The organism is Cryobacterium mannosilyticum (genome assembly GCF_004402705.1).
Lineage (GTDB): Bacteria > Actinomycetota > Actinomycetes > Actinomycetales > Microbacteriaceae > Cryobacterium > Cryobacterium mannosilyticum.
The window spans coordinates 32,286-56,157 of the sequence record NZ_SOFM01000050.1; the positions used below are offsets into that span (position 1 = coordinate 32,286).

General features: G+C 68.6%; 22 protein-coding genes. 18 read left to right on the plus strand and 4 right to left on the minus strand.

Annotated elements, in window-relative coordinates; translation table 11 throughout:
• Positions 1–70: 70 nt before the first annotated feature.
• The 9 genes from E3O32_RS16455 to ppk2 all read left to right on the plus strand — a co-directional run bounded on the left by E3O32_RS16455 (position 71) and on the right by ppk2 (position 10,459).
• A complete protein-coding gene (locus E3O32_RS16455) occupies positions 71–4,861 on the plus strand; it encodes an ExeM/NucH family extracellular endonuclease (protein WP_134510920.1) in 4,791 nt (1,596 codons plus the stop codon).
• A gap of 133 nt (positions 4,862–4,994) precedes the next feature.
• Positions 4,995–5,627: a hypothetical protein gene (locus tag E3O32_RS16460; RefSeq protein WP_134510921.1), complete on the plus strand. Its 633-nt coding sequence runs from the start codon at positions 4,995–4,997 to the stop codon at positions 5,625–5,627.
• 149 nt (positions 5,628–5,776) lie between these two features.
• On the plus strand, positions 5,777–7,090 hold the full coding sequence (locus E3O32_RS16465) for a UDP-glucose dehydrogenase family protein (protein WP_134510922.1): 1,314 nt from the start codon (positions 5,777–5,779) through the stop codon (positions 7,088–7,090).
• Between the two features lie 170 nt (positions 7,091–7,260).
• Positions 7,261–7,653 carry a DUF4143 domain-containing protein gene (locus E3O32_RS16470; protein WP_255455531.1) on the plus strand — a complete coding sequence of 131 codons (393 nt, stop codon included), beginning with the start codon at positions 7,261–7,263 and terminating at the stop codon, positions 7,651–7,653.
• Positions 7,654–7,801: 148 nt separating this feature from the next.
• Positions 7,802–8,077: a type II toxin-antitoxin system Phd/YefM family antitoxin gene (locus E3O32_RS16475; protein ID WP_134510924.1), complete on the plus strand. Its 276-nt coding sequence runs from the start codon at positions 7,802–7,804 to the stop codon at positions 8,075–8,077.
• Between the two features lie 8 nt (positions 8,078–8,085).
• Positions 8,086–8,337 (plus strand): type II toxin-antitoxin system RelE family toxin, encoded by a 252-nt coding sequence (locus tag E3O32_RS16480; RefSeq protein ID WP_338145207.1) that lies wholly within the window; start codon positions 8,086–8,088, stop codon positions 8,335–8,337.
• A 298-nt stretch (positions 8,338–8,635) separates the two neighbouring features.
• Entirely contained in the window at positions 8,636–8,962 is a 327-nt protein-coding gene (locus tag E3O32_RS16485) for a biopolymer transporter Tol (protein WP_134510926.1), read from the plus strand.
• Positions 8,963–9,096: 134 nt separating this feature from the next.
• Positions 9,097–9,549 (plus strand): hypothetical protein, encoded by a 453-nt coding sequence (locus E3O32_RS16490; RefSeq protein WP_134510927.1) that lies wholly within the window; start codon positions 9,097–9,099, stop codon positions 9,547–9,549.
• An 85-nt stretch (positions 9,550–9,634) separates the two neighbouring features.
• On the plus strand, positions 9,635–10,459 hold the full coding sequence (ppk2, locus tag E3O32_RS16495) for a polyphosphate kinase 2 (protein ID WP_134510928.1): 825 nt from the start codon (positions 9,635–9,637) through the stop codon (positions 10,457–10,459).
• Here ppk2 and E3O32_RS16500 read toward each other — a convergent pair.
• Positions 10,456–11,079: a hypothetical protein gene (locus E3O32_RS16500; RefSeq protein ID WP_166790884.1), complete on the minus strand. Its 624-nt coding sequence runs from the start codon at positions 11,077–11,079 to the stop codon at positions 10,456–10,458. The two genes, ppk2 and E3O32_RS16500, sit on opposite strands and share 4 nt — an antisense overlap.
• Here E3O32_RS16500 and E3O32_RS16505 point away from each other — a divergent pair.
• From E3O32_RS16505 to E3O32_RS16510, 4 genes are all read left to right on the plus strand, one after another.
• Entirely contained in the window at positions 11,072–11,692 is a 621-nt protein-coding gene (locus E3O32_RS16505) for a hypothetical protein (RefSeq protein ID WP_241975068.1), read from the plus strand. The genes E3O32_RS16500 and E3O32_RS16505 overlap by 8 nt on opposite strands.
• Positions 11,693–11,752: 60 nt before the next feature.
• Positions 11,753–11,902 carry a hypothetical protein gene (locus E3O32_RS17360; protein WP_166790887.1) on the plus strand — a complete coding sequence of 50 codons (150 nt, stop codon included), beginning with the start codon at positions 11,753–11,755 and terminating at the stop codon, positions 11,900–11,902.
• A gap of 109 nt (positions 11,903–12,011) precedes the next feature.
• Positions 12,012–12,158 (plus strand): hypothetical protein, encoded by a 147-nt coding sequence (locus E3O32_RS17365; RefSeq protein WP_166788628.1) that lies wholly within the window; start codon positions 12,012–12,014, stop codon positions 12,156–12,158.
• 241 nt (positions 12,159–12,399) lie between these two features.
• Entirely contained in the window at positions 12,400–12,951 is a 552-nt protein-coding gene (locus E3O32_RS16510; protein ID WP_134510930.1) for a hypothetical protein, read from the plus strand.
• Between the two features lie 194 nt (positions 12,952–13,145).
• On the opposite strand, the gene E3O32_RS16515 is transcribed toward E3O32_RS16510, so the two are convergent.
• Together E3O32_RS16515 and E3O32_RS16520 are read right to left on the minus strand one after the other, a co-directional pair.
• Positions 13,146–14,765, minus strand: coding sequence for a hypothetical protein (locus E3O32_RS16515; RefSeq protein WP_134510931.1), 1,620 nt, complete (start codon positions 14,763–14,765; stop codon positions 13,146–13,148).
• Positions 14,766–14,772: 7 nt separating this feature from the next.
• Complete coding sequence (locus E3O32_RS16520; RefSeq protein ID WP_166790888.1) at positions 14,773–15,423, minus strand: RNA polymerase sigma factor; 651 nt, start codon at positions 15,421–15,423, stop codon at positions 14,773–14,775.
• A 205-nt stretch (positions 15,424–15,628) separates the two neighbouring features.
• Between E3O32_RS16520 and E3O32_RS16525 the strand changes: the two genes are divergently transcribed.
• The 4 genes from E3O32_RS16525 (at position 15,629) to E3O32_RS16545 (ending at position 21,922) form a co-directional block, all read left to right on the plus strand.
• Positions 15,629–16,933, plus strand: coding sequence for an HNH endonuclease signature motif containing protein (locus E3O32_RS16525; protein ID WP_166790889.1), 1,305 nt, complete (start codon positions 15,629–15,631; stop codon positions 16,931–16,933).
• 219 nt (positions 16,934–17,152) lie between these two features.
• Positions 17,153–19,396: a HelD family protein gene (locus tag E3O32_RS16535; RefSeq protein ID WP_134510935.1), complete on the plus strand. Its 2,244-nt coding sequence runs from the start codon at positions 17,153–17,155 to the stop codon at positions 19,394–19,396.
• Between the two features lie 379 nt (positions 19,397–19,775).
• On the plus strand, positions 19,776–20,549 hold the full coding sequence (locus E3O32_RS16540; protein ID WP_134510936.1) for an HAD-IIB family hydrolase: 774 nt from the start codon (positions 19,776–19,778) through the stop codon (positions 20,547–20,549).
• A gap of 287 nt (positions 20,550–20,836) precedes the next feature.
• A complete protein-coding gene (locus tag E3O32_RS16545; protein ID WP_134510937.1) occupies positions 20,837–21,922 on the plus strand; it encodes an LCP family protein in 1,086 nt (361 codons plus the stop codon).
• A gap of 31 nt (positions 21,923–21,953) precedes the next feature.
• Here E3O32_RS16545 and E3O32_RS16550 read toward each other — a convergent pair whose 3' ends face one another.
• A complete protein-coding gene (locus tag E3O32_RS16550) occupies positions 21,954–22,583 on the minus strand; it encodes a VanZ family protein (protein ID WP_134510938.1) in 630 nt (209 codons plus the stop codon).
• Between the two features lie 221 nt (positions 22,584–22,804).
• Between E3O32_RS16550 and E3O32_RS16555 the strand changes: the two genes are divergently transcribed.
• Positions 22,805–23,839, plus strand: coding sequence for an LLM class flavin-dependent oxidoreductase (locus E3O32_RS16555; RefSeq protein ID WP_134510939.1), 1,035 nt, complete (start codon positions 22,805–22,807; stop codon positions 23,837–23,839).
• Positions 23,840–23,872: the final 33 nt, after the last annotated feature.

Genomic DNA, 23,872 nt, shown 5'->3' on the forward strand with positions numbered 1-23,872 from the left:
GGTCTGCCATTTGTCGCCGGGCTTCCCTATCTTGGCCTTGACCGCTTCCGGTCGATGAATGGGGAGAACAATGTCATCTGCACCTCGAAGCCGGTTGCGCCTGGCCGGCGCCGCACTGCTGGGAGTGAGCCTCGTCGCCGCTCCGCTCTTCGCCCTCCCGGCGCAGGCGAGCACGGCCGGCACCGGCGTCATCATCAACGAGGCGTACCTCAACGGTGGCAGCGCGGGGGCGAGCTACCTGAACAAGTTCGTCGAGCTCTACAACCCCACGGATGCCCCGGTCACCCTCGACGGAACCTCGCTCCAGTACCGCTCCGCCACCGGGGCCGCGAACCCGACCGGCGTGCTCGCGCTGACCGGCCAGATCCCGGCCAGGGGCTACTTCCTCGTGCAGGGCAACTCGAACGCCGCCAACGGCGCCGCGCTGCCGGCCCCCGACGCCTCCCTCGCCTTCTCCTTCGCCGCCGGCGGCGGAACGCTCTTCCTCGCCGGCCAGGCCACCGCGCTGACCATGCCGGCCACCGGCTCGCTCGTCGGCACGCCGGGGATCATCGACCTGCTCGGCTACGGCAGCTCCAACACCTTCGAGACCGCGGCCGCCCCCGCCGCATCCGTCACCACCTCGCTCGCCCGCACCGGCCAGGTCGACACCGACGCCAACGCGGCCGACTTCACCGCCGCCGCGCCGACCCCGATGAACGCGGCGTCCACCCCGACCCCGACGCCCACCCCGACGCCGACCCCGACGCCGACCCCGACGCCGACGCCGACCCCCACCCCGACGCCGACCCCCACGCCCACCCCGGCCGACGCCCTGCCGATCAGCGAGATCCAGGGCACGACCGACGTGAGCCCCAGGGCCGGCAGCACCGTGACCACCTCCGGGGTCGTCACCGCCGCCTACCCGGCCGGCGGCTTCAAGGGCTTCTACCTGCAGACGCCCGGCACCGGCGGCGCCCTCGACCCGGCCTCCCACCCGGCCTCCGACGGCATCTTCGTCTACACCGGCACCCTGGCCACCACGGTGGCCGTCGGCGACTTCCTCTCCGTCACCGGCGCCGTCAGCGAGTACTTCGGCCTGACCCAGCTGAGCGTCCCAGCCCTCACCGACCTCGCCCCGCTCGATCCGGCCGGCATCGTGCCGCCGCAGCCGGCCACCGTCGCCCTGCAGCGTGAGGCCGCCGCCCGCGAAGCCCTCGAGGGCATGCTCCTTGCCCCGGCCGGCGACTTCACCGTCACCAACAACTACTCGACCAACCAGTACGGCGAGATCGGCCTCGCCGCCGGCACCACCGCGCTCGTCACGCCGACCGCCGTGGCCCGCCCCGGCACGGCCGAGTACACCGCCGCCGTCGCCGACAACAAGGCCAGGGCGGTGACCCTCGACGACGGTGCCACCACCAACTACCTGGCCGCCGCGAACAAGGCCAAGCCTGTCCCGTACCTGTCGACGGATGCCCCGGTGCGCGTCGGCGCGGCCGTCACCTTCACCCGGCCGGTCATCCTCGACTTCCGCAACAGCGCCTGGAAGTTCCAGCCGACCGCCGAGCTCGTGCCGGCCACGGCCGCCACCGTGCAGCCGGCCACCTTCGCCGACACCCGCACGGCCGCGCCGCGCGAGGTGGGCGGCGACATCCGCCTGGCCACCTTCAACGTGCTCAACTACTTCCCGACCACCGGAGACTCGCTCACCGGCTGCACCTACTACACCGACCGGGCCGGCACGCCGATCACCGTGAACAGCGGATGCGACGCCCGCGGCGCGGCCACCCAGGTCAGCTTCGAACGGCAGCAGGCCAAGATCGTCTCGGCGATCAACGCGCTCGGCGCCCAGGTCGTCTCGCTCGAGGAGATCGAGAACTCGGCCCGGTTCGGCCAGAACCGCGACGCCGCCCTGTCCACCCTGGTCGACGCGCTCAACGCCGCCGCCGGCAGCCCGGTCTGGGCGTTCGTGCCCTCACCGGCCGTGCTCCCCGCCTCCGAAGACGTGATCCGCACCGCGTTCATCTACAAGAAGCACGCCGTCGAGACCGTCGGGGCCTCCAGCATCCTCGACGCGCCGGCCTTCGTCAACGCCCGCCAGCCGCTCGCCCAGGCGTTCCAGCTGGTCGGCGACACCGGCAGCTCGTTCCTCGCCATCGTCAACCACTTCAAGTCGAAGGGGTCCGGCACCGGCGTCGACGCCGACACCGGCGACGGCCAGGGTGCCTCGAACGCCTCCCGGGTCAACCAGGCGACCGCCCTCGTCGGCTTCGCCGACAAGCTCAAGACCGACGCCGGCATCACGCGGGTCTTCCTCACCGGAGACTTCAACGCCTACGACAAGGAAGACCCGATCAAGGTCATCACCGACGCCGGCTACCTCAGCCAGGAGGCCAAGAGCGGCGAGTATACCTACGCGTTCGGTGGGGCCGTCGGCTCCCTCGACCACGTGTTCGCCTCGGCCGAAGCGGATGCCGCCGTCACCGACGTGGACGTCTGGAACATCAACTCGGTCGAGTCCGTCGCGCTCGAGTACAGCCGATACAACAACAACGTCACCGACTTCTACCGCGCCGACCCGTACCGTTCCTCCGATCACGACCCCGCGGTCGTCGGCGTGAAGCTGGCCAGCCCCACCGATGTGAACATCAACCTGCTGAACATCAACGACTTCCACGGCCGGATCGACGCGAACACGGTCAAGTTCGCCGGAACCGTCGAGCAGCTCCGCGCCGAGTACGGTGACGCGGCCACCCTGTTCCTCTCCAGCGGCGACAACATCGGCGCCTCGCTCTTCGCGTCTGCGTCGCAGAAGGACAAGCCCACCATCGACGTGCTGAACGCCCTCGGGCTGAAGGCCTCCGCGGTCGGCAACCACGAGTTCGACCAGGGCTTCGCCGACCTCACCGGCCGGGTCACCGACGCCGCCGACTTCGACTACCTCGGCGCCAACGTCTACCTCGCGGGCACCCAGACCCCGGCCCTGCCGGAGTACACGATCGTCGACGTCTCCGGCGTCACGGTGGGCGTGATCGGCGCCGTCACCGAGGAGACCCCCTCGCTCGTCTCGCCCAACGGCATCTCCACCCTCAGCTTCGGCGACCCGGTCGCCGCGGTGAACCGGGTCGCGGCGCAGTTGAGCGACGGCAACCCGGCCAACGGTGAGGCCGACGTGCTCGTCGCCGAATACCACGAGGGTGCCGGGGCCGGCGCACCCGAGGGTGCCACGCTCGAACGGGAGCTCGCCGTCACCGACAGCGCGTTCGCGAAGATCGTCACCCAGACCGCCGCCGACGTCGACGCGATCTTCACGGGCCACACCCACAAGCAGTACGCGTGGAACGCCCAGGTACCCGGAGCCGCGGCGGGCGTCACCCGCCCGGTGCTGCAGACCGGCAGCTACGGCGAGAACATCGGCCAGGTCGTGCTCAACTTCAACAAGGCATCCGGCGTCACCACCACCGTCAAGAACCAGGACGTGAAGCGGTCGACGACCGCCGACGCCACCCTGGTCGCCGCCTACCCGCGGGTCGCCACCGTGAAGACGATCACGGATGCCGCGCTCGCCCAGGCCGCCGTCATCGGCAACCAGCCGATCGGCTCGGTGACCGCCGACGTGACCCGCGCCTGCACCGGCGGCACCGCGCCCTGCGCCGAGAACCGTGCGGCCCCGTCGGCGATGGGAACCCTCGTCGCCAACTCGCTGCGCGAGTCGCTCGCCGACCCGCTCAAGGGCGGCGCCGAGATCGGCGTCGTCAACCCCGGCGGCATGCGCGCCGACCTCAGCCAGGCGCCGGACGGCGTCGTCACCTACGCCGAGGCCAACGCGGTGCTGCCGTTCCTGAACAACCTGTGGACGACCAGCCTCACCGGGGCCCAGTTCAAGACGGTGCTCGAGCAGCAGTGGCAGCGCGACGCGGCCGGCAACGTGCCGAGCCGGCCCTACCTGCAGCTCGGGTTGTCCGACAACGTGAACTACACCTTCGACGCCACCCGCGCCGAGGGCGACCGGATCACCGGCATCTGGATCAACGGCGCCGCCATTGACCCCGCGAAGTCCTACCGGGTCGGGTCGTTCAACTTCCTGCTCACCGGCGGGGACAACTTCCGCGGTTTCCTCGCCGGCACGGGAACGCGCGACTCCGGTCTCGTCGACCGGGACGCGTGGATCAGTTACCTCACCGCCCGCAGCCCGGTCACCCCGTCGTTCGCCGCCCGCCAGGCGAGTGTCACGGGTGCGCCGACCGCACCGGTCAGCCGCGGCGACTCCGTCACCTTCAGGGTCGGCGACCTCAACCTGACCTCGCTCGGCGCGCCGAAGAACACCGAGCTGACCCTGCTCTGGCCGGGCAGCAACGCCACCCTCGGCACGGTCGCGGTGGATGCCGCAGGCACCGCGGCGGTCACGGTGACCGTGCCCGCCGACGCCCCGGCAGCCGGCGTGCTCGAGCTGACGGCGAAGGAGTCCGGCACGATCGTGCGAGTCCCGGTCACGGTCAACGTGCCGGTGCCGCCCGCCGCCGCGCCGACCCCGGCGTCGTCCCGCGCCCTGACCAAGGCCCTGAAGAACACGATCGCCACCGACCAGCGGGTCTACCACGCCGGGGACACCGTGACCATCTCGGTCGGAGCCTCCCACGCGGCCGAGTTCGTCTCGGCCTGGGTGCGGTCCACGCCGGTCAACCTCGGCGGCTGGCTCACCGTGGACGCGCAGGGCACGGTCACGGTGACCCTCCCGGCCGACCTCCGTCCTGGCAACCACGACATCGTCGTGCAGGATGCGTCGGGTGCCGTGATCGGCTGGTCCGAGATCAAGGTTGACAAGGTGAAGACCCCGAAGCCGCCGCACGGCCACGACGACGACGGTCACGACCAGTAGGCCCAACCGTGCAGAGGTCGGAACCGGTGCCATCCAGGCCCGGTTCCGACCTTTGCGTGATGGGAACCCGGCAAAGACGACCGACACGCTCGGCATTCCCGGCCGCGGGCGGGAACGTCGTTAGCCTTGATCCATGTCGACGATCAAACATCCGGTCGGCCCCCAGTCCAGCAAGGTGTACTGGCGCCGTCGTCTCGTAGTAGGCCTCGGCCTGCTCTTCGTGCTTGTCATCATCATCCTCATCATCGTGCGCCCCGGCTCCAGCAACGGCCAGCCCGACGGCACGCCGAAGGCGCCGGCATCCACCGCGTCGACGGATGCCCCCGCCGCCGCGGCCACCGATCCGGCAGCGACTCCGACGAAGTGCGACCCGGCGCAGGTGCAGGTGGAGGCCACCACCGACGCCGACACCTATGAGCCCGGCACGATGCCGCAACTCTCGCTCAGCATCACCAACACCGGCTCGGCGCCCTGCGTCATCAACGCGGGCACCGCGAAGCAGGTGTTCACGATCTCCAGTGGCAAGGATGTCTACTGGAAGTCCACGGACTGCCAGACCGACCCCAGCGACGCCGACGTCACCCTGGAACCCACTGTTCCGGTGAGCTCGACCACCCCCGTCACTTGGGACCGGATCCGCTCCAGCCCCGACACCTGCGACTCCGACTCCCGGCCGGCAGCCCCGGCCGGCGGCGCCTCGTACCACCTGGCCGTGACCGTGGACGGCATCGAGGCGACGACCCCGAAGCAGTTCATCCTCGACTGACCGGCCCGTCGCCCAGGCTGCCCGACACCGGCCGGACTGCAGCAAATCGTCACCCCATCGAAGGCCCTGAACTCACGTTCGGGGCCTTCCGCCTGCGGACAGGTCCCGTTCACGGACTGCCCGTAGGCTGAATGGATGGAGAACATCGCATGAGAATTTCCGTGATCGGCTGCGGCTACCTGGGTGCCGTGCACGCGTCGGCGATGGCCGAACTCGGCCACGACGTCATCGGCATCGACATCGACATTCGCAAGATCGAGCAGCTCGCCGCGGGCAAACCGCCGTTCTACGAGCCGGGGCTGCCCGAGATCCTCACCTCGGCCATCGCCTCCGGCCGGCTCCGGTTCAGCACCGACATTGCGGATGCCGCGGGCGCCCAGGTGCACTTCATCGGCGTCGGCACCCCGCAGAAGGCCGGCAGCCACGCCGCCGACCTCAGCTACGTGGACGCCGCCGTGCAGTCCCTGTTGCCGCATCTCGCCGTCGGCGACCTGGTCGTGGGCAAGAGCACGGTTCCCGTCGGAACAGCCGCCCGCCTCGCCGAGGTCATCGAGCGCTCCGGAACGGGCGCGACCCTGGCCTGGAACCCCGAGTTCCTCCGCGAGGGCTTCGCCGTGAAAGACACGATCAGCCCCGACCGACTGGTCTACGGAGTGCCGTCCGGTCACGCGGGGGAGCAGGCCACGGCTCTGCTCAACGAGGTCTACGCCTCGGCCATGGCCGCGAACACGCCGCTGATCGTCACCGACTACGCCACGGCAGAGCTCGTCAAGGTCGCCGCCAACGCGTTCCTGGCCACCAAGATCAGCTTCATCAACGCCATGAGCGAGATCGCCGATGTCTCCGGCGCCAACATCACCGAGTTGGCGGATGCGATCGGCTTCGACAACCGCATCGGCCGCCGGTTCCTCAACGCCGGAGTGGGTTTCGGCGGCGGTTGCCTGCCCAAGGACATCCGCGCCTTCACCGCCCGCGCGGAGGAGCTCGGCCGGGGCGATTCGGTCGCCTTCCTCAAAGAGGTCGACACGATCAACATGCGCCAGCGCCAGCGCGTCGTCGCGATGACCCTGCAGGCGCTCGACAAGCCGGTCTACACCGCGAAGGTCGCGGTGCTCGGGCTCAGTTTCAAGCCGCACTCCGACGACGTGCGCGACTCGCCGGCGCTCGACGTGGCCGTGCAGCTGCGCGGCCTGGGCGCCGATGTCGTGGCGACCGACCCGCAGGGCATCGAGAACTCGCGGCTGCGGCACCCGCAGCTCACCTACTCGACCTCGGTCGAGGAGACCCTGCGCGGCGCCGACGCGGTGGTGCTCGTCACCGAGTGGGCCGAGTTCAAGCAGATCGACCCGGTCTGGGCCGCCGGCCTGGTGCGAGTTCCCATCATCATCGACGGCCGCAACACCCTCGACGCCGCCGCCTGGCGAGCAGCCGGCTGGACCTACCAGGGCCTCGGCCGCCCGTAGCCCCGGTGGTCGAGCTTGTCCAGACCCGTGATTTCGGCAGGCTCAATCACCGGGGGTCGAGCCTGACGAGACCCGGCGGACTGGCTAGAGATACAGCAGTAATGCGGCTAAAGGCGCAGTGAAAACTCGGCTAACGGTGAAGTAGAGCCGATCCGGTCTTGGCCCGGCTCTTGGGCGTGGATGAACAGAAGCTCCTGTCCGCCGCGCCCATGGAGGTGCTGGACCCACAAGACGGCACGGTCCTCGGGCGGCTTTTTGAATCGCTGGTCGCGCTCAGCCTTCAGACCTACGCGCAAGCCAACGAGTCGCGCGTCAGTCAGTTCCGATCGGGCAACGTGGACCGCGAGGTGGACTTCATCGTTCATCGTGGGGATCGCACCAATGTTGCGTTTGGGGTGAAACTGGCTCGACAAGTCGACGACCATGACGTGCGTCACTTGCTGCGGCTCAGGAGGCACTTGGGCGATGATCTGGTCGACATGGTGGTCGTAGATACCGGGACCACGGCCTATCGCCGAAGCGACGGAGTCGCGGTGGTCACGTTTGCCTTGCTTGGTCCGTGAACGAGGGCACGAGGCAATCGCGTCGATGTGCTGGCCTCCGAGCAAACCGGCGACCCCGAACCAGCGGCAGTCGCTGAGCCGCCAAGGATCGGTTCCCTCCTTCGTCGTCCGTCTTGTACATCGAGTGCTCTATACGTACAGTTAGTACATGTCGTCCACAAAATCTGTCGCTGTCTCGGATGCGCGTGACCAGCTTGCATCGATCATCGACCGCGCCCGCACCGAGCACGAGCCGGTCTTCCTGTCGCGGCGGGGACGACGAGTCGCGGCCGTGATCGACTCTGACGACTTGGAGCGTCTGATCGAGTTGGCGGAAGACATGGCGGACATCCGTGGTGCCGAGGAATCGCGCGAGGAGATGCGCCGCACAAGGATCGAACCGACGCCGTGGAACGAAGTGAAGGCAGACCTCGGCCTCGTATGACCTGCACGGTGAGCATCGCGCCAGCCGCTGAAAGGCAACTGCGCAAGTTCGACCCTCAGGTGCGGCGTCGCGTGCAAGCCGCGATTGATCTACTGGCGGGCGAGCCGCGACCTCCCAGAGCGATTCAACTCGTCGGCGGCTCCGGAGAGTGGCGAGTTCGAACTGGGGACTATCGCATCGTCTACGAGATTCGCGACGAGCAACTGATCGTGCTCGTCCTCCAGGTCGGCCATCGTCGTGAGATCAACCAATCCCGGTAGCAAGTCCTGGCGACACGCGGACCTGCGGTTGAGACGCGGACAAAACACCTTGGCTGCCGCTGGCGAAGGTGCTTTCTCCGCAAACGAGCGCCAAATGCTCGAGCTCGGCAAGGCAAATACACGATCCCAGTCCTCGATGACGTTGGGGCGGCCTCGGCCCTCAGATGCCCAGAACCCGTCGGATGCTGTCGGCGATCTCGAAGAAAATGTAGCGTGACGCAGGCCCGACCTGAACGGTTCCCATCAACGTCGCCCAAAGTCAGGCTTTTGTCGGGAATTACGGCTAGACCAGGGTGTCATGACACCTGCGCCCCACGACAAGCCGGCAAGCTCGGAGGAGGAGCGGTGGCTCGTCATCAACGGTCGCCGGTGGCGCCGCACCGATCCGTGCCTGCCCGAGGATGTCGTCACCGAGCTGAAATCGCAGCTGGGTCGGGGAAGATCGGGCGTTCGCGCGGCCAAGGCGGCTGGAGATGACCAAGCCGTGGCGCTGGCGCGCCGACGCGTGGGAATGGCCAAACACGGTCTGGGGGAGCGCGGCCCGTATTGGTGGGAGGAACCCGAAACGGCGCGGGTGATGCGGGCACGCCAGGTGCTCGAGGAGCTAGCCGCCCTCGACAGTTGATCTCGTGCCTATGCGGGAGGAGCGGCGTCCCTGGGTTCAGTCGACGTCAACCAGTAGGTGATGCGGTGGATCTCCGACAGGAAGGTTTACACTAATCCGATCTGGCCGGTCCGCACACCCACGGAGGAACGCACATAACCACACCGGATGCGCCCGACCAGGCACACCGCAGGCCGGCGAACGTCTCCGATGAGACGGTCGAGGCGCTCGGCAGACTTTCTGAAGCGTTGGAAGTCGTCGAGCACGCCCGCGGGCTTCTCTATGGGTTTCACCGCCTCACCGGGAAGGCAGATCTCGCTCTTGGGGAGGCTGCGGAGCTGATGCGAGCCGCGGGCCACGGTGCCATTGCCGACGGCCTGGAACAGACGCTGATCGGCAGAAATGTGATCGACGGCCGCTGGACCTTCCAAATCGTGGAGGACTACGACACCAACTACTACGCCGTATTCGTCGACGCGGAACGAGAGGCGCGGCAGACCCTGGTCGAGGGCAAGAAGCACCTTTACGAAGCAGAAATGAAAGAAGATCGACGCAGTCACGGACTGCCGCACCACGAAGCACGGCCCCCGCACCCGCGGGACACCTGAGCCGGCACCAAAACGGCTCCCACCTGCACTCTGAAGCTGTTCGCGCCGGGTGTCGGGTAACGCCATAGATCCCTGAAAGGTTCTCGTGTCGAAATCGAAGAAGTCGGGCAGCGTGAAACGCGTTCCCAAGCCCCTGTACGAGAAGGAACTGGAGCGGCTGCAGGCAGAGCTGGTGGGAATGCAACAGTGGGTCATCGAAACCGGGGCGCGAGTTCTTGTCATTTTCGAGGGTCGGGATGCGGCGGGGAAGGGCGGCGCCATCAAGCGAATCGTGCAGTACCTGAACCCGCGCGCCGCCCGAGTGGTCGCACTCCCCACGCCGAGCGAGCGGGAGAAGGGGCAGTGGTACTTCCAGCGCTACATCGAGCGGCTGCCCACCGCCGGAGAAATCGTTCTGATGGACCGCTCCTGGTACAACCGGGGCGGAGTCGAGCGGGTCATGGGATATTGCACCGACGAGCAGTACCACAGGTTCCTTGAGCAGGTTCCCCTCGTCGAGCGCATGCTGGTCGACGAGGGAATCATCCTGATCAAGTTCTGGTTCTCCGTTTCAGACACTGTGCAGGAGGAGAGGTTTCGCTCTCGCCTGGAAGATCCGATGCGTCGGTGGAAGCTCTCCGAAACTGACCTCTTCTCGATCACCCGCTGGGAGGACTACTCCCGAGCCAAAGACGACATGTTCGACGCCACAGACCTCGATTTCGCCCCATGGTGGTCGATCGAAAGTGACGACAAGAGAGCATCCCGAATCAATGCAATCAAGCACCTGCTCACGCAGATTCCCTATGAGCACCGGCTGCCGGACAAGGTGAGTATCCCTGAGCGTCCCGACGCGAACGATTCCGACCGGCCGCCGCGTGAACAGACGAAGTTCGTCGCCGACCATGCCAGGACGCTGAAGAAGAACTAGATCTGCTGCCGCTCGCGAACGTCGCAATCCTGGTCTTTCAAGCGGGGCACATCATCGTGAGCGTGATCCGCCGGGGTGACCGCGACGTGGGCGAGAATCTCCTCGTAGCGGTCGATCATCGCCTCGAAAGAGAAGCGCAGCGACGGCCGTGCCGCTGGCCAGGGCTTCAACCACGGTGACAGTCGGCTCGAGCGGGGCCACGTCGGTGTCCATCGGCAAGTCCAGCCCGCGAGATTGATTGCCCCCGATGTGTGACGGACTCGCCCCGAGATACGACTACACCATAAGAGAATCTCTGCGGAAACCGACCCCGTGAGCTTCGCTTCCGGCGTGCCTTTTTTCGACGAGTTGTCGGGCACTGTCGCCGACGATTCGCTGTCCACCGCTTTGCTGTCCACCGCCACACCCTGCACAATTTGAGGAGATCTTGCCATGGTCACATCCGACTCACCCCGTTCCGATCGCAGTCGCGATACTCGCGATCGCGATGAAACCATCGCCGCAGTGCCGGTGAACACCGCGGTGCCGGTGAACACCGTCCCGCCGGTGAACACCGCAGCGCCCACCAGTACCGCAGCGCCCACCAGTACCGCAGCGCCGGTAAACACCGCCGTGCCCACCAGCAACGCCGTACCCACCGAAACCGGGAGCACTGAAAACGGGCGCGCGGTTCGCGACGATGTCGTCAACCGCGAGAAGGCCCGCTTCGGCGGGATCAAGTGGGGAGCCGCATTCTTCGGCTGGCTCACCGCCACGGGCACCGCCGTCATCCTCACCGCCCTGTTCGCCGGCATCGGCACGGTCGTCGGTTTCAATTCAACGGATTCGGCCGATCAAGCTGCCGGAGCCGCCGCCGACAACGCAGACACCCTTGCGCTGATCGGCGCGATCGCGCTCGCGGTCGTGGTGTTCCTTTCCTACCTCTGCGGCGGCTACGTCGCCGGGCGGATGGCGCGCTTCGACGGTGCCAAGCAGGGCGTCGCGGTCTGGGTCTGGGCCATCATCATCGCGTTCGTCACCGCGATCATCGGCGCCATCGCCGGCAGCCAGCTCAACGTGCTGGAGAACATGAACAGCCTGCCCAGCATCCCGCTCAATGGGGGAAACCTGACCGCAGGCAGCATCATCACGGCGCTCGTCGTCGTGGTAGTCAGCCTCGCCGGCGCGATCCTCGGCGGCCTCGCGGGAATGCGCTTTCACCGTCGCGTCGACCGTGAAGGGCTCGGGCGCTAGCCTGCCGGCTCACCAACCCCACCCGCGTTCGGACGCCTGGTAAGGGAAAAGGAAACTCGCATGATTGACAAGAGCAACCTCGGCTCTCTCTTCGGCGCAACGGTCACGGATGCCGATGGCGACAAGATCGGCACCGTCGGCCAGCTCTTCGTCGACCCCGGCGCTGACACGGATGGCCGCACGCTCCGCGAATCGCGGGCAGCGGAGTAACACCGGACACCAGCACGAATCACCAACACAGAACGTGGCTGGGCAGGGTAACCGGCCCAGCCACCTTCTGTGCCCAGCACCCCTTGATTGCAGTCGAAAAGAGATCACCATGGCCCGCTTGCTCAAATTCCTTCCTGTCGTCGTGACTCTGGTCACCAAGTACCTGCGCAGTCCGCAGGGAAAGGCCGCGCTCCAGAAGCTGCGGTCTGCGCGTCGGCAGCCGAAGAACGCCCGCACGGCCCGTCGCGGGTACTGAGCCCGGTGATGGCTGCCGGCGCGCCCGGTTCGTGAGCCGATTCCGCCCGGCGAGCAGGAACAGGTCGACCTGTCGCGACACGCGGCGGCGAGTGGATTTCGCGAGGGGCTCCCTGAGAAGGTCCTGTGACGGCACCGTGCAACCTATGCCGGGCATGAGAAATCGGCGTCGGCCCCCGTCATAAGGAGTATCTGCCGCGCATTCCCGTGCGGGACGATATCGCAACGATGAGGAGTTCACTATGACTGGACGCAATACTTTTGTTCGAAGCCTGCACGACCTGGGATTGGCCGTGTGGTCCGGCGGCGCGTTGATGGGGGCCGTCGGCCTCAACGGGAGCGCAGCGACGGCGAAGAACCCGCGGGAGCGGGTGGCCCTGGCCAGTGAAGGATGGAAGAGGTGGGCGCCGGTGCAGGTGGCCGCGCTCGTCGCCCACGGCGTGGGTGGTGCGGGTCTGATCCTTGGCAACAAGGCACGTCTGGCAGGTCAACCCGAAGGGCGTGCGAACACGATTGTGAAGCTTGCCCTCACCGGCGTGGCAGCAGGCACAACCCTGTACTCCGGCATCCTCGGCAAGAAGATGGCCGAGCACGCCGGAGAGCCCACCGACGGAACCACCGAGGCCGCGGCAGGCACGTCGGCGGAGCTTGACGCGCTTCAGCGCCGGCAGCGCGTGATGCAGTGGGTTACTCCCGCCGTGACGGCCGTCTTGATCGTTCTGGCCGCCCAGCAGGGCGAGCAGCAGCGCCCGGTCGTCGGGTTGCTCGCGCGCTTCGCATCACACTCCCGCTGACCGGGTCTCGCCGGGCTCGACCACCGGAGCGATGATTGAGCCTGGTGTGGCGATCGAAGGCAAGTACACTGATCGGGTTCATGGGACGCGAAGCCGCCACTGTGAACGCGTCGGTGTGGGACGGCATCCTCCCCATTGCCGCCGGTGGTCGAGCTCGACCCGGTGGCCGAGCCCGTCGACCCGGCGCGTCAGCCCTACTTGCGGATGACGGTCCCGTCGAGCGGGGCGATCTCGATCGGCTTCGGCAGCTGGATCACACCGTCCTCGAGGGAGACGATCGTGTTCCACCAACCGTCGGGATGCTTCATCGCGAAGCCCGGAACGAGCCAGGCGTTGCCGTCCGCGTCCCACATCATCAGCAGGGTCGATGTGGCCTCGTCGACCGTCACCACGACGACCTTCGGCTTCTCGGGCAGCGGCTGGGGCTCGGCCGTCGGTTCGGGCAGAGGTTCGGCCGTCGGCGGCACCGACGGGGCCGGTGCGGGCACCGGCTCCGCGGTCGGTGTGGCGACCGGCTCCTCGGTCTTGCCTGGGCCCGGCTCGATGATGGGGTTGTCCCGCGGGTCGACGCCCTGAGGCGTGGGCTTCGTCCCTCCAGCCTGCGGGTCGGTCGCGGTGCCGCCGTTCGCATCTGTGGTGACGGGGGTGTCCGGGCCGACGAGGGCGTCGGGGCTGACCGGCGAGCCCGTCGCATCCGCTGAGCGGAGCATGTCGGCGGCGAGCAGTCGCACTCCGCCCTGAAACTCCGGGCCGGCGGCCCCGAACCAGCGGTAGTCGCTGAGCCGCTTGACCGCGTCGGTCGCCGAGATGGTGCCGAAGCTGCCCCGGTCGACGACGTCGATGGAGTGGCCGGAGGCCCAGGCGATCTTGCCGGAGGGCGCCCACGCCACGGTCCATTCGAGGGCGGTCTGGGTGCCGTCCACCGTGAGGTTGGTGGTCGCCGTCGTCTGGCCGGGGTCAGCCGTCACCCGGATGCGGTCGGCCGCCACGTCGAGACCGGTCTTGCCGAACAGGGTGCGGGCCGCTGCTCGTGCGTCGGACTCGCTTGGGGCCTTGCTTGCGCCGGCGGGGGCCGGTGGCACCTCGCAGACGGGCAGCACGTCGATTGCAGGGCCACCGGCGGCATCCGCAGGCGGCACCGCGGCGCAGACCACCTGCGGCATGGCCGTCGGGTCGTTGTACCACCAGTCGCCGGTGCCCGCCCAGGTGATGGTGACGGATGCCGCGGAGCCGTCCTCCGGGCCGACCATCCAGGTGGGGTAGGCCGGGTCGGAGTAGGTGGTCTTCTTCGCCTCGCCGGAGACGCCGAGCGCCCCGGCGACGTCGCGGAGCCGCGACTCCGCCGTGCCCGTGCGCTTCAGTTGGTAGACCGAGCCGGTGCTGGCTTCGGTGCCGAGGTCGGCGCCCGCTTCGTAGCGGTAGTCGATCCACTGGGCGATGCGCATGTCGCTGGGGGCGGCATCCGCGCCCATTTTGAGGCTGGAGCTCGCTGCGCCGCCGCCCTGTGCGCTGGTGTTGCTGCTGCTGCTCGCGGCGAGGAAGAGTGGCGCGCGCTGGGTCGGCAGCGAGACCACGAGCGCTCCCACGGTGACCGCGGCCACGGCGAGGGTCATGCCGCCGGCGGCCTGGATGCGGCGTTGGCGGTTGACGAGGCGGGGTGCCTCCCGGGTCGCGGCGTTCGCGATGAGGTCCGATGACAGGTCGGGGGCCGCGCCCTGGGCGCCGAGGCTTCGCCGCAGTCGCGCGTCGACGTTGCTGTCTGCGTTGTCGTCGGTGACACCGTCGGGGTCGCGGTCGTCAGAATGTGTGCTCATGCAATGGTTATGTCGGCTGAGGGGTCGATCTTTCAGAAGGGACCGATTCGTCTTTGTCGGTCGGGTCGGCATCCGGGGCGGTGTCGACTTTCGGGGTCGGGTCAGCCTTCGAGGCTGGGCCGGCTTTCGGACCCGCGTCAGCCTTCGAAGCTGGGCCGGCTTTCGGGGCGGTGTCGTCTGGCCCGTCCATCAGCCGCGCGAGCGTCTTCTTCGCCCGGTGCAAACGGATGCTCACCGCATTCGCGCTGACACCCAGCGACGTCGAGATGGCGGGGATGGGCAGGTCCTCGAGCACCGCCAGAGCGAGAACCTCACGGTCGCGCGGGCGCAGCCGGCGCCATGCGTCGGCCAGGGCGAGGTCGGTGATCGCGATGTCCTCGGCGGAGGGCGCGGTGTCGGTCGCCCGGAGCGCGAACAGCAGCGAGGCCGCGGTGGCCTGCTGGCGCCGGTGATTCGCGACGAGGTTGGCCGCGATGCGGTAGAGCCACGGCAACTCCTCGCCCGCGGTCACGGTGGCGCGCCGGCGCCAAGCGATCGCGAAGACGTCTGCGGCGAGATCCTCCACGAAGCGGTGCTCGACCCGGCGCGCAAGGAAACCGCCGATCGCCGGCAGGTACTTCGAATAGACGGCGGCGAACGCGTCGTCAACAGGGGGCATACCGTCAGTCTGGCCGAGCGGCGCGCGCGGGACAACCGAACGCTCTCTCTGGGGTCTGTGACCGCGTGAACGATCCACTGTTTCGGGGCTGTCCGGGTCGGGATTGAGGGGTGTAGTTTTCCTCCACATATGCGATTTGATCAGCTTATCCACCGATATCCTGGGTGCCGGCCGGATGTCGGTGGGTCGTCGTAAAGTGACCGGTATGACGATCCTCGTGAACGCCCGGCAGGAGGCCCTTGGTGAGCGTTTCGACGCGATCAAGGAGGCCGAGCGTGACATCGCCCGGGCCTTCGCCCGGCGTGCGGAGCTCATCGACGAGGCCCGCCGTTTTCGTGAGGAGACGGCGGCGATGACTGTCGCATCCGCCGCGTGTGCGTCGTCGCTGTCGCGCTGGAACGAATCGATGATCGCCGAGCGGGAATTCGTCAGCGAGTTGGCCTGCACCCTCCTGGTGCCGCAACGCACCGCCGAAACCGTGATCGCCGAGAGCCGGGCCCTCGCCGACGACCTTCCCGGCACCCGGGCCGCTCTGCACCGCGGGGAGATCTCCTACCGGAACGCGCAGACCCTGATGGGCCAGGCGTGGTCTGTGCCGGCCGATGCGAAGGCGGCGTTCGAAGCGGCTTTGCTGCCGTCGGCGGCGAACCTGACGGCGTCGAAGCTGAAGACGAAGGCGCGGATGCTGCGGGAGCGGCTGCACCCCGAGACGATCGCCGCCCGGCACGACACGTCGATCACCGATCGGAAGGTGTCTGTCGAGCCTGAGGCCGACGGGATGGCGTCGCTTTACTGGTACGACACCGCGGAGCAGGTCGATGCCGCCTATCGGCGGATCACCACGACTGCGCTGAGCCTGCAGGGCCCCGAGGAGCCTCGCACTCTCACCCAATTGCGCGCGGACGTTCTCAAGGACCTGCTGATCGACGGTGTAACCCCCGCCGGGCTCGCGAAAGGCATCCGGGCCACGGTGAACGTGACGGTGCCGGTGTTGACCTTGATGGGCCTCTCCGACGAGCCGGCCCACCTCGCGGGGTACGGCCCGATCGACCCGGAGACGGCAAGGCGGCTTGCGGCGGGGGCGCCGAGCTTCACCAGGTTGCTGACGCATCCCGAGACCGGGGTCGTGCTCTCGGTCGGCCGCGACCGTTACAAGGTCCCGAAGGATCTGAAGCGTTATGTGCAGCTTCGTGACGAAACGTGTCGGTTTCCGGGGTGTAATCGTCCGGCGCACGAGTGCGACCTCGATCACACCCTCGACTGGCAGTTTCAGGGTTGCACCGAGCACGAGAATCTGGCTTCCGTGTGTGCGGGCGATCATGGGTTGAAAAGCGAGACGGGGTGGACAGCGAAACAGCTCCCGGGCGGCATCATCGAGTGGACGTCGCCGACCGGCCGGCACTTCCGCACCGAGCCGGCCGTCGACATCCGCCCCTCGCCGCCGCGCCGGGTGCCAGCGCCGCCCCCGCCGGTCGATCCGGCGGAGCCCGCCGAACCGCCGCCGTTCTGACCCGAGGCCACCGGTGGTCGAGCCTGTCGAGACCCCCCGCGCCGTGGTTTCGACAAGCTCAACCCCCGCCGGTCGAGCTCCACCGGTGGTCGAGCTTGTCGAGACCCCCCCCACCTCCCCCCGCGCCGTGCTTTCGACAGGCTCAACCACCGGTTGGCGCGGAGGGAGCGTACATCTGCATCGACTAAACTCAAAGGTCGGATTTCAAGGGGTGTGTGAGTGGTCGACCTGGAGCTTCAGCGGGAACAGAACTATGTGGCCACGCTGTACGCGCGGCTGGACGCGCTGCAGCGTGAGGCCGAGCAGCAGCTGACCGCGGTGCGGCGGCTGAACGTGGGCGGCAACCACCAGGCGCGCTCCGAGCGCGACACCTTCGCGCGCCTCTACGAGGACCGCATCGTGCAGCTTCGGGAGGTCGACGACCGGCTGGCGTTCGGCCGGCTGGAGACGGCCCCGAGCACAGACGACGATGACGACGACAGCTCGATCTACCGTTACATCGGCCGGGTCGGGCTGCGCGACGAAGACCTGCAGCCGATCCTGCTCGACTGGCGCGTGCCGCAGGCCAGCGCCTTCTACCAGGCCACGGCCGCGACACCGCTCGGCGCCCGCGCCCGCCGCCACCTGCTCTCCAAGGGGCGCAGCATCATCCGGATCGAGGACGAGATCCTCGACGCCGAGCTGCTCGAGGGGGAGGCGGCCACCCACCACCAGGGCGAGGGCGCCCTGCTCGCCGCGCTCACCGCGCAGCGCACCGGGCACATGTCCGACATCGTGGCGACCATCCAGGCCGAGCAGGACCGCATCATCCGCTCCGACCTCAAGGGGGTGCTCGTGGTGCAGGGCGGCCCCGGCACCGGCAAGACCGCCGTGGCGCTGCACCGCGCCGCCTACCTGCTCTACACGCACCGCGACCGGCTCAAGCACTCCGGCGTGCTCATCGTGGGCCCGTCGCCGTCGTTCCTGCAGTACATCGAGGCCGTGCTGCCCTCGCTCGGCGAGACCGGGGTGGTGCTCGCCAGCGTCGGCCAGCTGTTCCCGGGCGTCGACGCGACCCACGAGGGTGCCCCGGCCGTCGCCGCGCTCAAGGGCCAGACCGCGATGGCCGGCGTGATCGAGCGCGCCGTGCGCTCCCGGCAGCGCATCCCCGAGCGGGACCAGTTGCTCGAGGTGAACGGTGACCGGGTCACCCTCACCTCCGAGCTGATGGCGAAGGCCATTCACCGCGCCCAGACCAGCGGCAAGCCGCACAACGAGGCCAGGGCCACCTTCGTGAAGAACGCGCTCAACGCGCTGTCGCGGGAGTGGCTGGCCACGCTCAAGGCCGGCGGCGCCTCGATGGACGAGAGCGACCTGCCCATGCTGCGGGAAGACCTGCGCTCGGCGGAGGCCGTGCGGGTCGCCCTGAACACGGCCTGGCTGCCGCTCACGCCCCAGAAGCTGCTGCAGGACCTCTACGCGCGCCCGGAGTGGTTGGCATCCCTCACCCCCAGGTTTTCGCCCGAGCAGCGCGCCCTGCTGCACCGCCCGCGGAACGCCCCGTTCACCATCGCCGACGTGCCGCTGCTCGACGAGGCGGCCATGCACCTCGGCGAGTACAACGTGGTCGACGCGGCGCAGAAGCGCGAGCAGAAGGAGCAGCGCAAGCGCGACATCGAGAACGCCGAGGCCGCCATCGCCAACATGGCCGTCAAAGGCCTCGTGAACGCCAAATCGCTCGCCGACAACTTCGCCGAGCTGGGCGACCGCGCCACCACCGCCGAGCGCGCGGCCGTCGACCGCACCTGGACCTACGGGCACGTCGTCGTCGACGAAGCGCAGGAACTCTCGCCGATGCAGTGGCGCCTGCTGCTGCGCCGCGGCCCGCAGCGCTCGTTCACCATCGTGGGCGACATCGCCCAGGCGGCGTCGGCGGCGGCGGCCACGAGCTGGAAGGACGCACTCCGGCCCGTGCTCGGCTCCTCCCTCGAGGCCGACCGCTGGCGGCTCGAAGAGCTCACCGTGAACTACCGCACGCCCAGCCAGATCGCGGAGGCGGCCGAGGCGATGGCGCTGGCGTACAACCTGCCGATCACCCCGGCCCGGTCGGTGCGGGCCAGCGACTGGCCGATCGAAACGGTGACGGATGCGGCCACCGCCGTGCGCCGCGACCTCGCCCTGGATGCCGGCGGCACCCTCGCGGTGATCGTGGTCGAGGCATCCCTCGCCGCCGTCAACGCGGCCCTCACCGCGGAGTTCGGCGACGCCGTCGGCCTCGGCGCGCTCGGCCTCACCCGGCAGGTCGCGCTGCTCACACCGCAGGACGCGAAGGGGCTCGAGTTCGATGCGGTGGTCGTGGTCGATCCGAACGCGATCGTGGCATCCTCTTCTCGCGGTGTAGGCGCCCTCTACGTGGCGCTCACCCGCGCCACCCAGCGCCTCTACCTCGTGACCGACGGCCCTCTGCCGGCGGGACTCGCGTAGCCGGCGTAGCTCGTCTCGCGCGCCTGGCTCGCTTCGCTCGCGCGTAGCTCGCTTCGCTCGCGCGTGTTCGCCTGCGCGCCAGACTCGCCTCGCGCGCGTTCGCTCGCGCGTCAGGATGGAGGAACTCGCGACACGCCGCTTCTCGTGCCGGGGAACACGGTGTGTCCCGAAAAACTCCATCCCGGCGTGCGGCGTGCGGCGTGCGGCGTGCGGCGTCAGCGGCTCAACCGCCGCGAGTGGCCGACGGATGCGTGCTCCCGGTCTCGATGAGAAAGCTTCCAGCGGTCGCCTGTAGAGTTTTTTGTGACGTTGCGAATGGGTGACGCTCCGCGCCGGCCTGATTCCCGGCGCACTGATCCTGATAAAGGAACCACCAGACATGACTTCCCTTCCCCGGCTCGTGGCCTTCGACCTCGACGACACCCTCGCCGCCTCCAAGTCTCCGCTCGACCCCCGGATGGCGGCGTTGATGGTGCGCCTGCTCGGCGCAGTCGAAGTGTGCGTGATCTCCGGCGGCCAGATCGCCCAGTTCCACATGCAGCTGATCGACAACCTCGACAACGTCAGCGACGAGGCCCTCGCCGGGCTGCATCTGATGCCCACCTGCGGCACCCAGTACTACCGCCACATCGAGGGTTCATGGACCCAGATCTACGCCGAGCTCCTCACCGACCCGGAGAAGGCCAGCGCGCTGATCGCGGTCGAAGCCACCGCCCGCGAGCTCGGCTACTGGGAGAGCGACACCTGGGGCCCGATCCTCGAGGACCGCGGCTCGCAGATCACCTTCTCCGCGCTCGGCCAGGCTGCCCCGGTCGCCGCGAAGACCGCCTGGGACCCGAGCGGGGAGAAGAAGAACACCCTTCGCGAAGCGGTGCAGGCGCTGCTGCCCGACCTCGAGGTGCGCTCCGGCGGCTCCACCTCGGTGGACATCACCCGGCGCGGCATCGACAAGGCCTACGGCATGAACAAGCTCGCCGCGCTCACCGGAGTCTCCCTCGACGAGATGCTCTTCGTCGGCGACCGCCTCGACGAGAACGGCAACGACTACCCGGTGAAGGTGCTCGGGGTTGAATGCGTCGCCGTGGGCGGTTGGGAAGACACCGCAGCGTTCCTGGAGACCCTGATCCCGAGGCTCGAGGCCGGCGCGGTCTGATCCGCGCCGTAGGGCTTGCGCGAGATCCTGTTCGCCCGATAACGGTGCCTGCGGTCCGATAGCCCATTCCCATTCAGGGGGTACGGCGCTACGATCGCTTAACCGTTTACCCGAGCGGTAGCTGGAGGCAACCCGAATGCCGAACGTGCCCTGCATATTGTCGCGCCGGAAAACACCCATTTTGTGGGGCGACGAACCATCCTCACCAGCCGACCGGCGCGCCTGCGCTCCGCCGGCCGGCTCCTGGCCTGCTGCCCACTGCGCTGCCCGGCGCACCGAGGTGGCTCATGACTGAGACCGCCGCGGTTGCCCGCAAACGCCATCCCTGGCGAATCGCCTGGGGTGTCTTCGGGGCGGTCGTGCTGCTGCTCGTGTCGATCGGCGGCGTCTACGCGTTCACGTTGATTCGCACCTTCGACACCCAGACCGAGAAGATCTCGAACGCCTTCCCGGCGGATTCCGTGCGCCCACCGGCGGCGCCCGCCGCCGGCTCCACGGCCGTGCAACCGACCCCTGAACCCGGTGCGGCGACCCCGGCGCCGGTCGCCGCGCCGACGACACCGGCCCAGAACATCCTGTTGCTCGGCTCGGACACCCGTGGCGCCACCGATCGCGACCTGGCGGGCATCCGTGGCGAACGCTCCGACACCATCATGGTCGTGCACGTTCCGGCCGACCGAAAGAACCTGTACGTCATGTCGATCCTGCGGGACAGCTGGTTGGAGATTCCCGGGCACGGCACGGCGAAGATCAACGCCGCGCTGTCCTGGGGCGGAGTGCCCCTGGCCGTGCAGACGGTTGAGACGCTGCTCGGCGTGCGCATCGACCATGTCGCGGTGGTCGACTTCGCCGGTTTCAAGGGAGTGACCGACCTGCTCGGCGGCGTCGACATCAGCAACCCGATTGGATTCGAGTCCTACCACCTGAAGGGGCACTACTTCCAGGAGGGCGCGCTGCACCTGAACGGCACGGAAGCCATGGCGTTCGCCCGGGAGCGGTACGCCTTCGCCGACGGCGACTTCCAGCGGGTGCGCAACCAGCAGCTCATCATCCAGGCGGTGCTGGTGGCGATCATGCACAAGTCGGTGCTGGCCGACGTCGGGAAGACGACCAGCCTGGTCAGCTCCGTGACGCCCTACCTCGCGGTGGACGAAGGCCTCACCTCCGCCTATCTGACCGGGCTGGCGTGGGAGTTGCGCGCGGTACGCGAGCCGGAGGTCGAGTTCTTCACCATGCCGACCAACGGAACCGGCACCTCGAGCGACGGGCAGTCGATCGTGAACATCGACTGGTCGGCACTCGCGGCCGTGCAGAACGGGTTCAAGACCGACACCCTGGGCGCCTACCAGCCGGAGGTGCAGACGATGGGTTGACCGTGCGCGGCGACCAACGGGCCGCTGCGCCCTAGTGTTCCCGGGGCGCCTGGCGCCTGCGGGACAGCCGGGAGGCGCTCATCGGGTTGGGTGCCTCCCGGTCAAAATCCTCCTCGGGATACGGAGGGGTGCTCGGTCCCTGCTGCACAGTGGCGGGGCGGGGCGACGGAGTCCGGCCGGTGCGACCGGACAGCGACGGCGCCAGCGCAAGCAGCAGCGGCCCGAGAGACGTTCCCACCGCCGCGCCCGCGGTGTTCGCAACGACATCCGCCACGGTCGCGAAACGGTCGGGCAGGAACAGGAGCTGGCCGAGTTCGATGGCGCAGCTCGCGGCCAAGCCGGTCAGGAGGGCCAGCCACCAGCGCCGGGCGCCGGCCAGGATCACCACGAAGACGCCGACGGGGGCGAACAAGGCGATATTGGCGGAGAACTCGACGACGTCGTAGCGCAGCCAGGGCGGGGCCCCGTGCAGTTGCAGCCAGCGGAGAACGCCGAGGATGTCGTGGTGTGCGCTCCGGTCGACGGGCGTCGGCCAGAACGCGATCAGGATGAGAGCGACGAGATACGCGGCGGTGAGCCAGAACGTCCACCGGTGCAGCGTTCCGTGCCTCCGTGCTGCGGTGGCCAGCGAGCCGTTGGCGGGGGAGTGTCGTGTTCCGATCGCGCAGTCCTCCTCGTTCGGGCGGCCGGATCAGTCCGGTGCTGCCGGCAAGCGGTGCAGCCGGCAAGCGGTGCTGCCGGAAAGCAGTGTTGCCGGAAAGAGGTGCTGCCGGAAAGCAGATCGGGACACCGTAGGTCTTGACAGCTTAGGCGGGTCGGGCGCGAAGCGCCCGATTCCCTCCCCGGGGAATCCAACGGCCCGGTCTGCGGTTGAATCGGGAGATGCAAACGCTACCGATCAACGTGCTCGACCTGGCCAGCCGCCCCGCGGGCGGCACCAACGCGGATGCGGTGGCCGGCAGCATCCGTCTGGCGCAGGTCGCCGAGAACCTCGGCTACGACCGCTTCTGGGTGGCCGAGCACCACAACATGCCGGCGATCGCCTCGAGCGCTCCGCCCGTGCTGATCGCGGGAATCGCGGCCCGCACCGAGCGCATCCGGGTGGGATCGGGCGGGGTCATGCTGCCCAACCACGCCCCGCTCGTCGTGGCCGAGCAGTTCGGCACCCTGCGTGCCCTCTACGGCGACCGGATCGACCTCGGCGTCGGGAGCGCGCCGGGAACGGATGGCGCCACCGCCCTGGCCCTGCGCCGCAGCGTCGAGGGCCTCGGCGTCGACGACTTCCCGCAGCAGCTCGTGGACCTGATCGGTTTCTTCCACGGCGGGCTGGCCGAGGACAACCCGCTTCGCGGGATCACCGCCTACCCCGGCCTCGGCGACGCCCCCGAGCTGTGGCTGCTCGGCTCGAGCGGCTTCAGCGCCCAGCTCGCCGGCGTGCTCGGCCTGCCGTTCACCTTCGCTCACCACTTCGTCGGCGACGGCACCGAGGCTGCGCTCGCGCTCTACCGTGACCGGTTCGAGCCGAGCAGTTTTCTCGCCGAGCCGCACGCCATGATCGCGGTCGGGGTGATCAGCGACGACGACGCCGAGGTCGTGCGCCGCGAATCGCTGCCGGGCCTGATCACCTTCATCCGGATGCGCCAGGGCAAGAAGCCCGCGCCCGTCTCGATGGAGGAGGCGCTCGCCTACCGGTTCTCGCCCTACGAGCAGGACCTCGCGGCGGCCCGCAACCGGCGCCAGGCGGTCGGCACCCCCGATCAGGTCGATGCCGCGCTGACCCGCCTGTTGGGGTCGACCGGTGCGGACGAGCTGATGGTGAGCGCGCAGTCGTCCAGCCTGGCCGGCCGCATCCGCTCGCTGGAGATCGTGGCCGGCCTGCGTGCGTCGAGCCCGGCCGCGGCCGTCCCCACCGCCTGACCGAGCCCGCCGTCGAAGGTGCTTTGTCCGAAA

Coding starts and splice junctions, on each gene's coding strand:
- E3O32_RS16455 (WP_134510920.1), top strand. CDS start 71: ATGTCATCTGCACCTCGAAGCCGGTTGCGCCTGGCCGGCGCCGCACTG.
- E3O32_RS16460 (WP_134510921.1), top strand. CDS start 4,995: ATGTCGACGATCAAACATCCGGTCGGCCCCCAGTCCAGCAAGGTGTAC.
- E3O32_RS16465 (WP_134510922.1), top strand. CDS start 5,777: ATGAGAATTTCCGTGATCGGCTGCGGCTACCTGGGTGCCGTGCACGCG.
- E3O32_RS16475 (WP_134510924.1), top strand. CDS start 7,802: ATGTCGTCCACAAAATCTGTCGCTGTCTCGGATGCGCGTGACCAGCTT.
- E3O32_RS16485 (WP_134510926.1), top strand. CDS start 8,636: ATGACACCTGCGCCCCACGACAAGCCGGCAAGCTCGGAGGAGGAGCGG.
- E3O32_RS17360 (WP_166790887.1), top strand. CDS start 11,753: ATGATTGACAAGAGCAACCTCGGCTCTCTCTTCGGCGCAACGGTCACG.
- E3O32_RS17365 (WP_166788628.1), top strand. CDS start 12,012: ATGGCCCGCTTGCTCAAATTCCTTCCTGTCGTCGTGACTCTGGTCACC.
- E3O32_RS16510 (WP_134510930.1), top strand. CDS start 12,400: ATGACTGGACGCAATACTTTTGTTCGAAGCCTGCACGACCTGGGATTG.
- E3O32_RS16515 (WP_134510931.1), bottom strand. CDS start 14,765: ATGAGCACACATTCTGACGACCGCGACCCCGACGGTGTCACCGACGAC.
- E3O32_RS16520 (WP_166790888.1), bottom strand. CDS start 15,423: ATGCCCCCTGTTGACGACGCGTTCGCCGCCGTCTATTCGAAGTACCTG.
- E3O32_RS16525 (WP_166790889.1), top strand. CDS start 15,629: ATGACGATCCTCGTGAACGCCCGGCAGGAGGCCCTTGGTGAGCGTTTC.
- E3O32_RS16540 (WP_134510936.1), top strand. CDS start 19,776: ATGACTTCCCTTCCCCGGCTCGTGGCCTTCGACCTCGACGACACCCTC.
- E3O32_RS16545 (WP_134510937.1), top strand. CDS start 20,837: ATGACTGAGACCGCCGCGGTTGCCCGCAAACGCCATCCCTGGCGAATC.
- E3O32_RS16555 (WP_134510939.1), top strand. CDS start 22,805: ATGCAAACGCTACCGATCAACGTGCTCGACCTGGCCAGCCGCCCCGCG.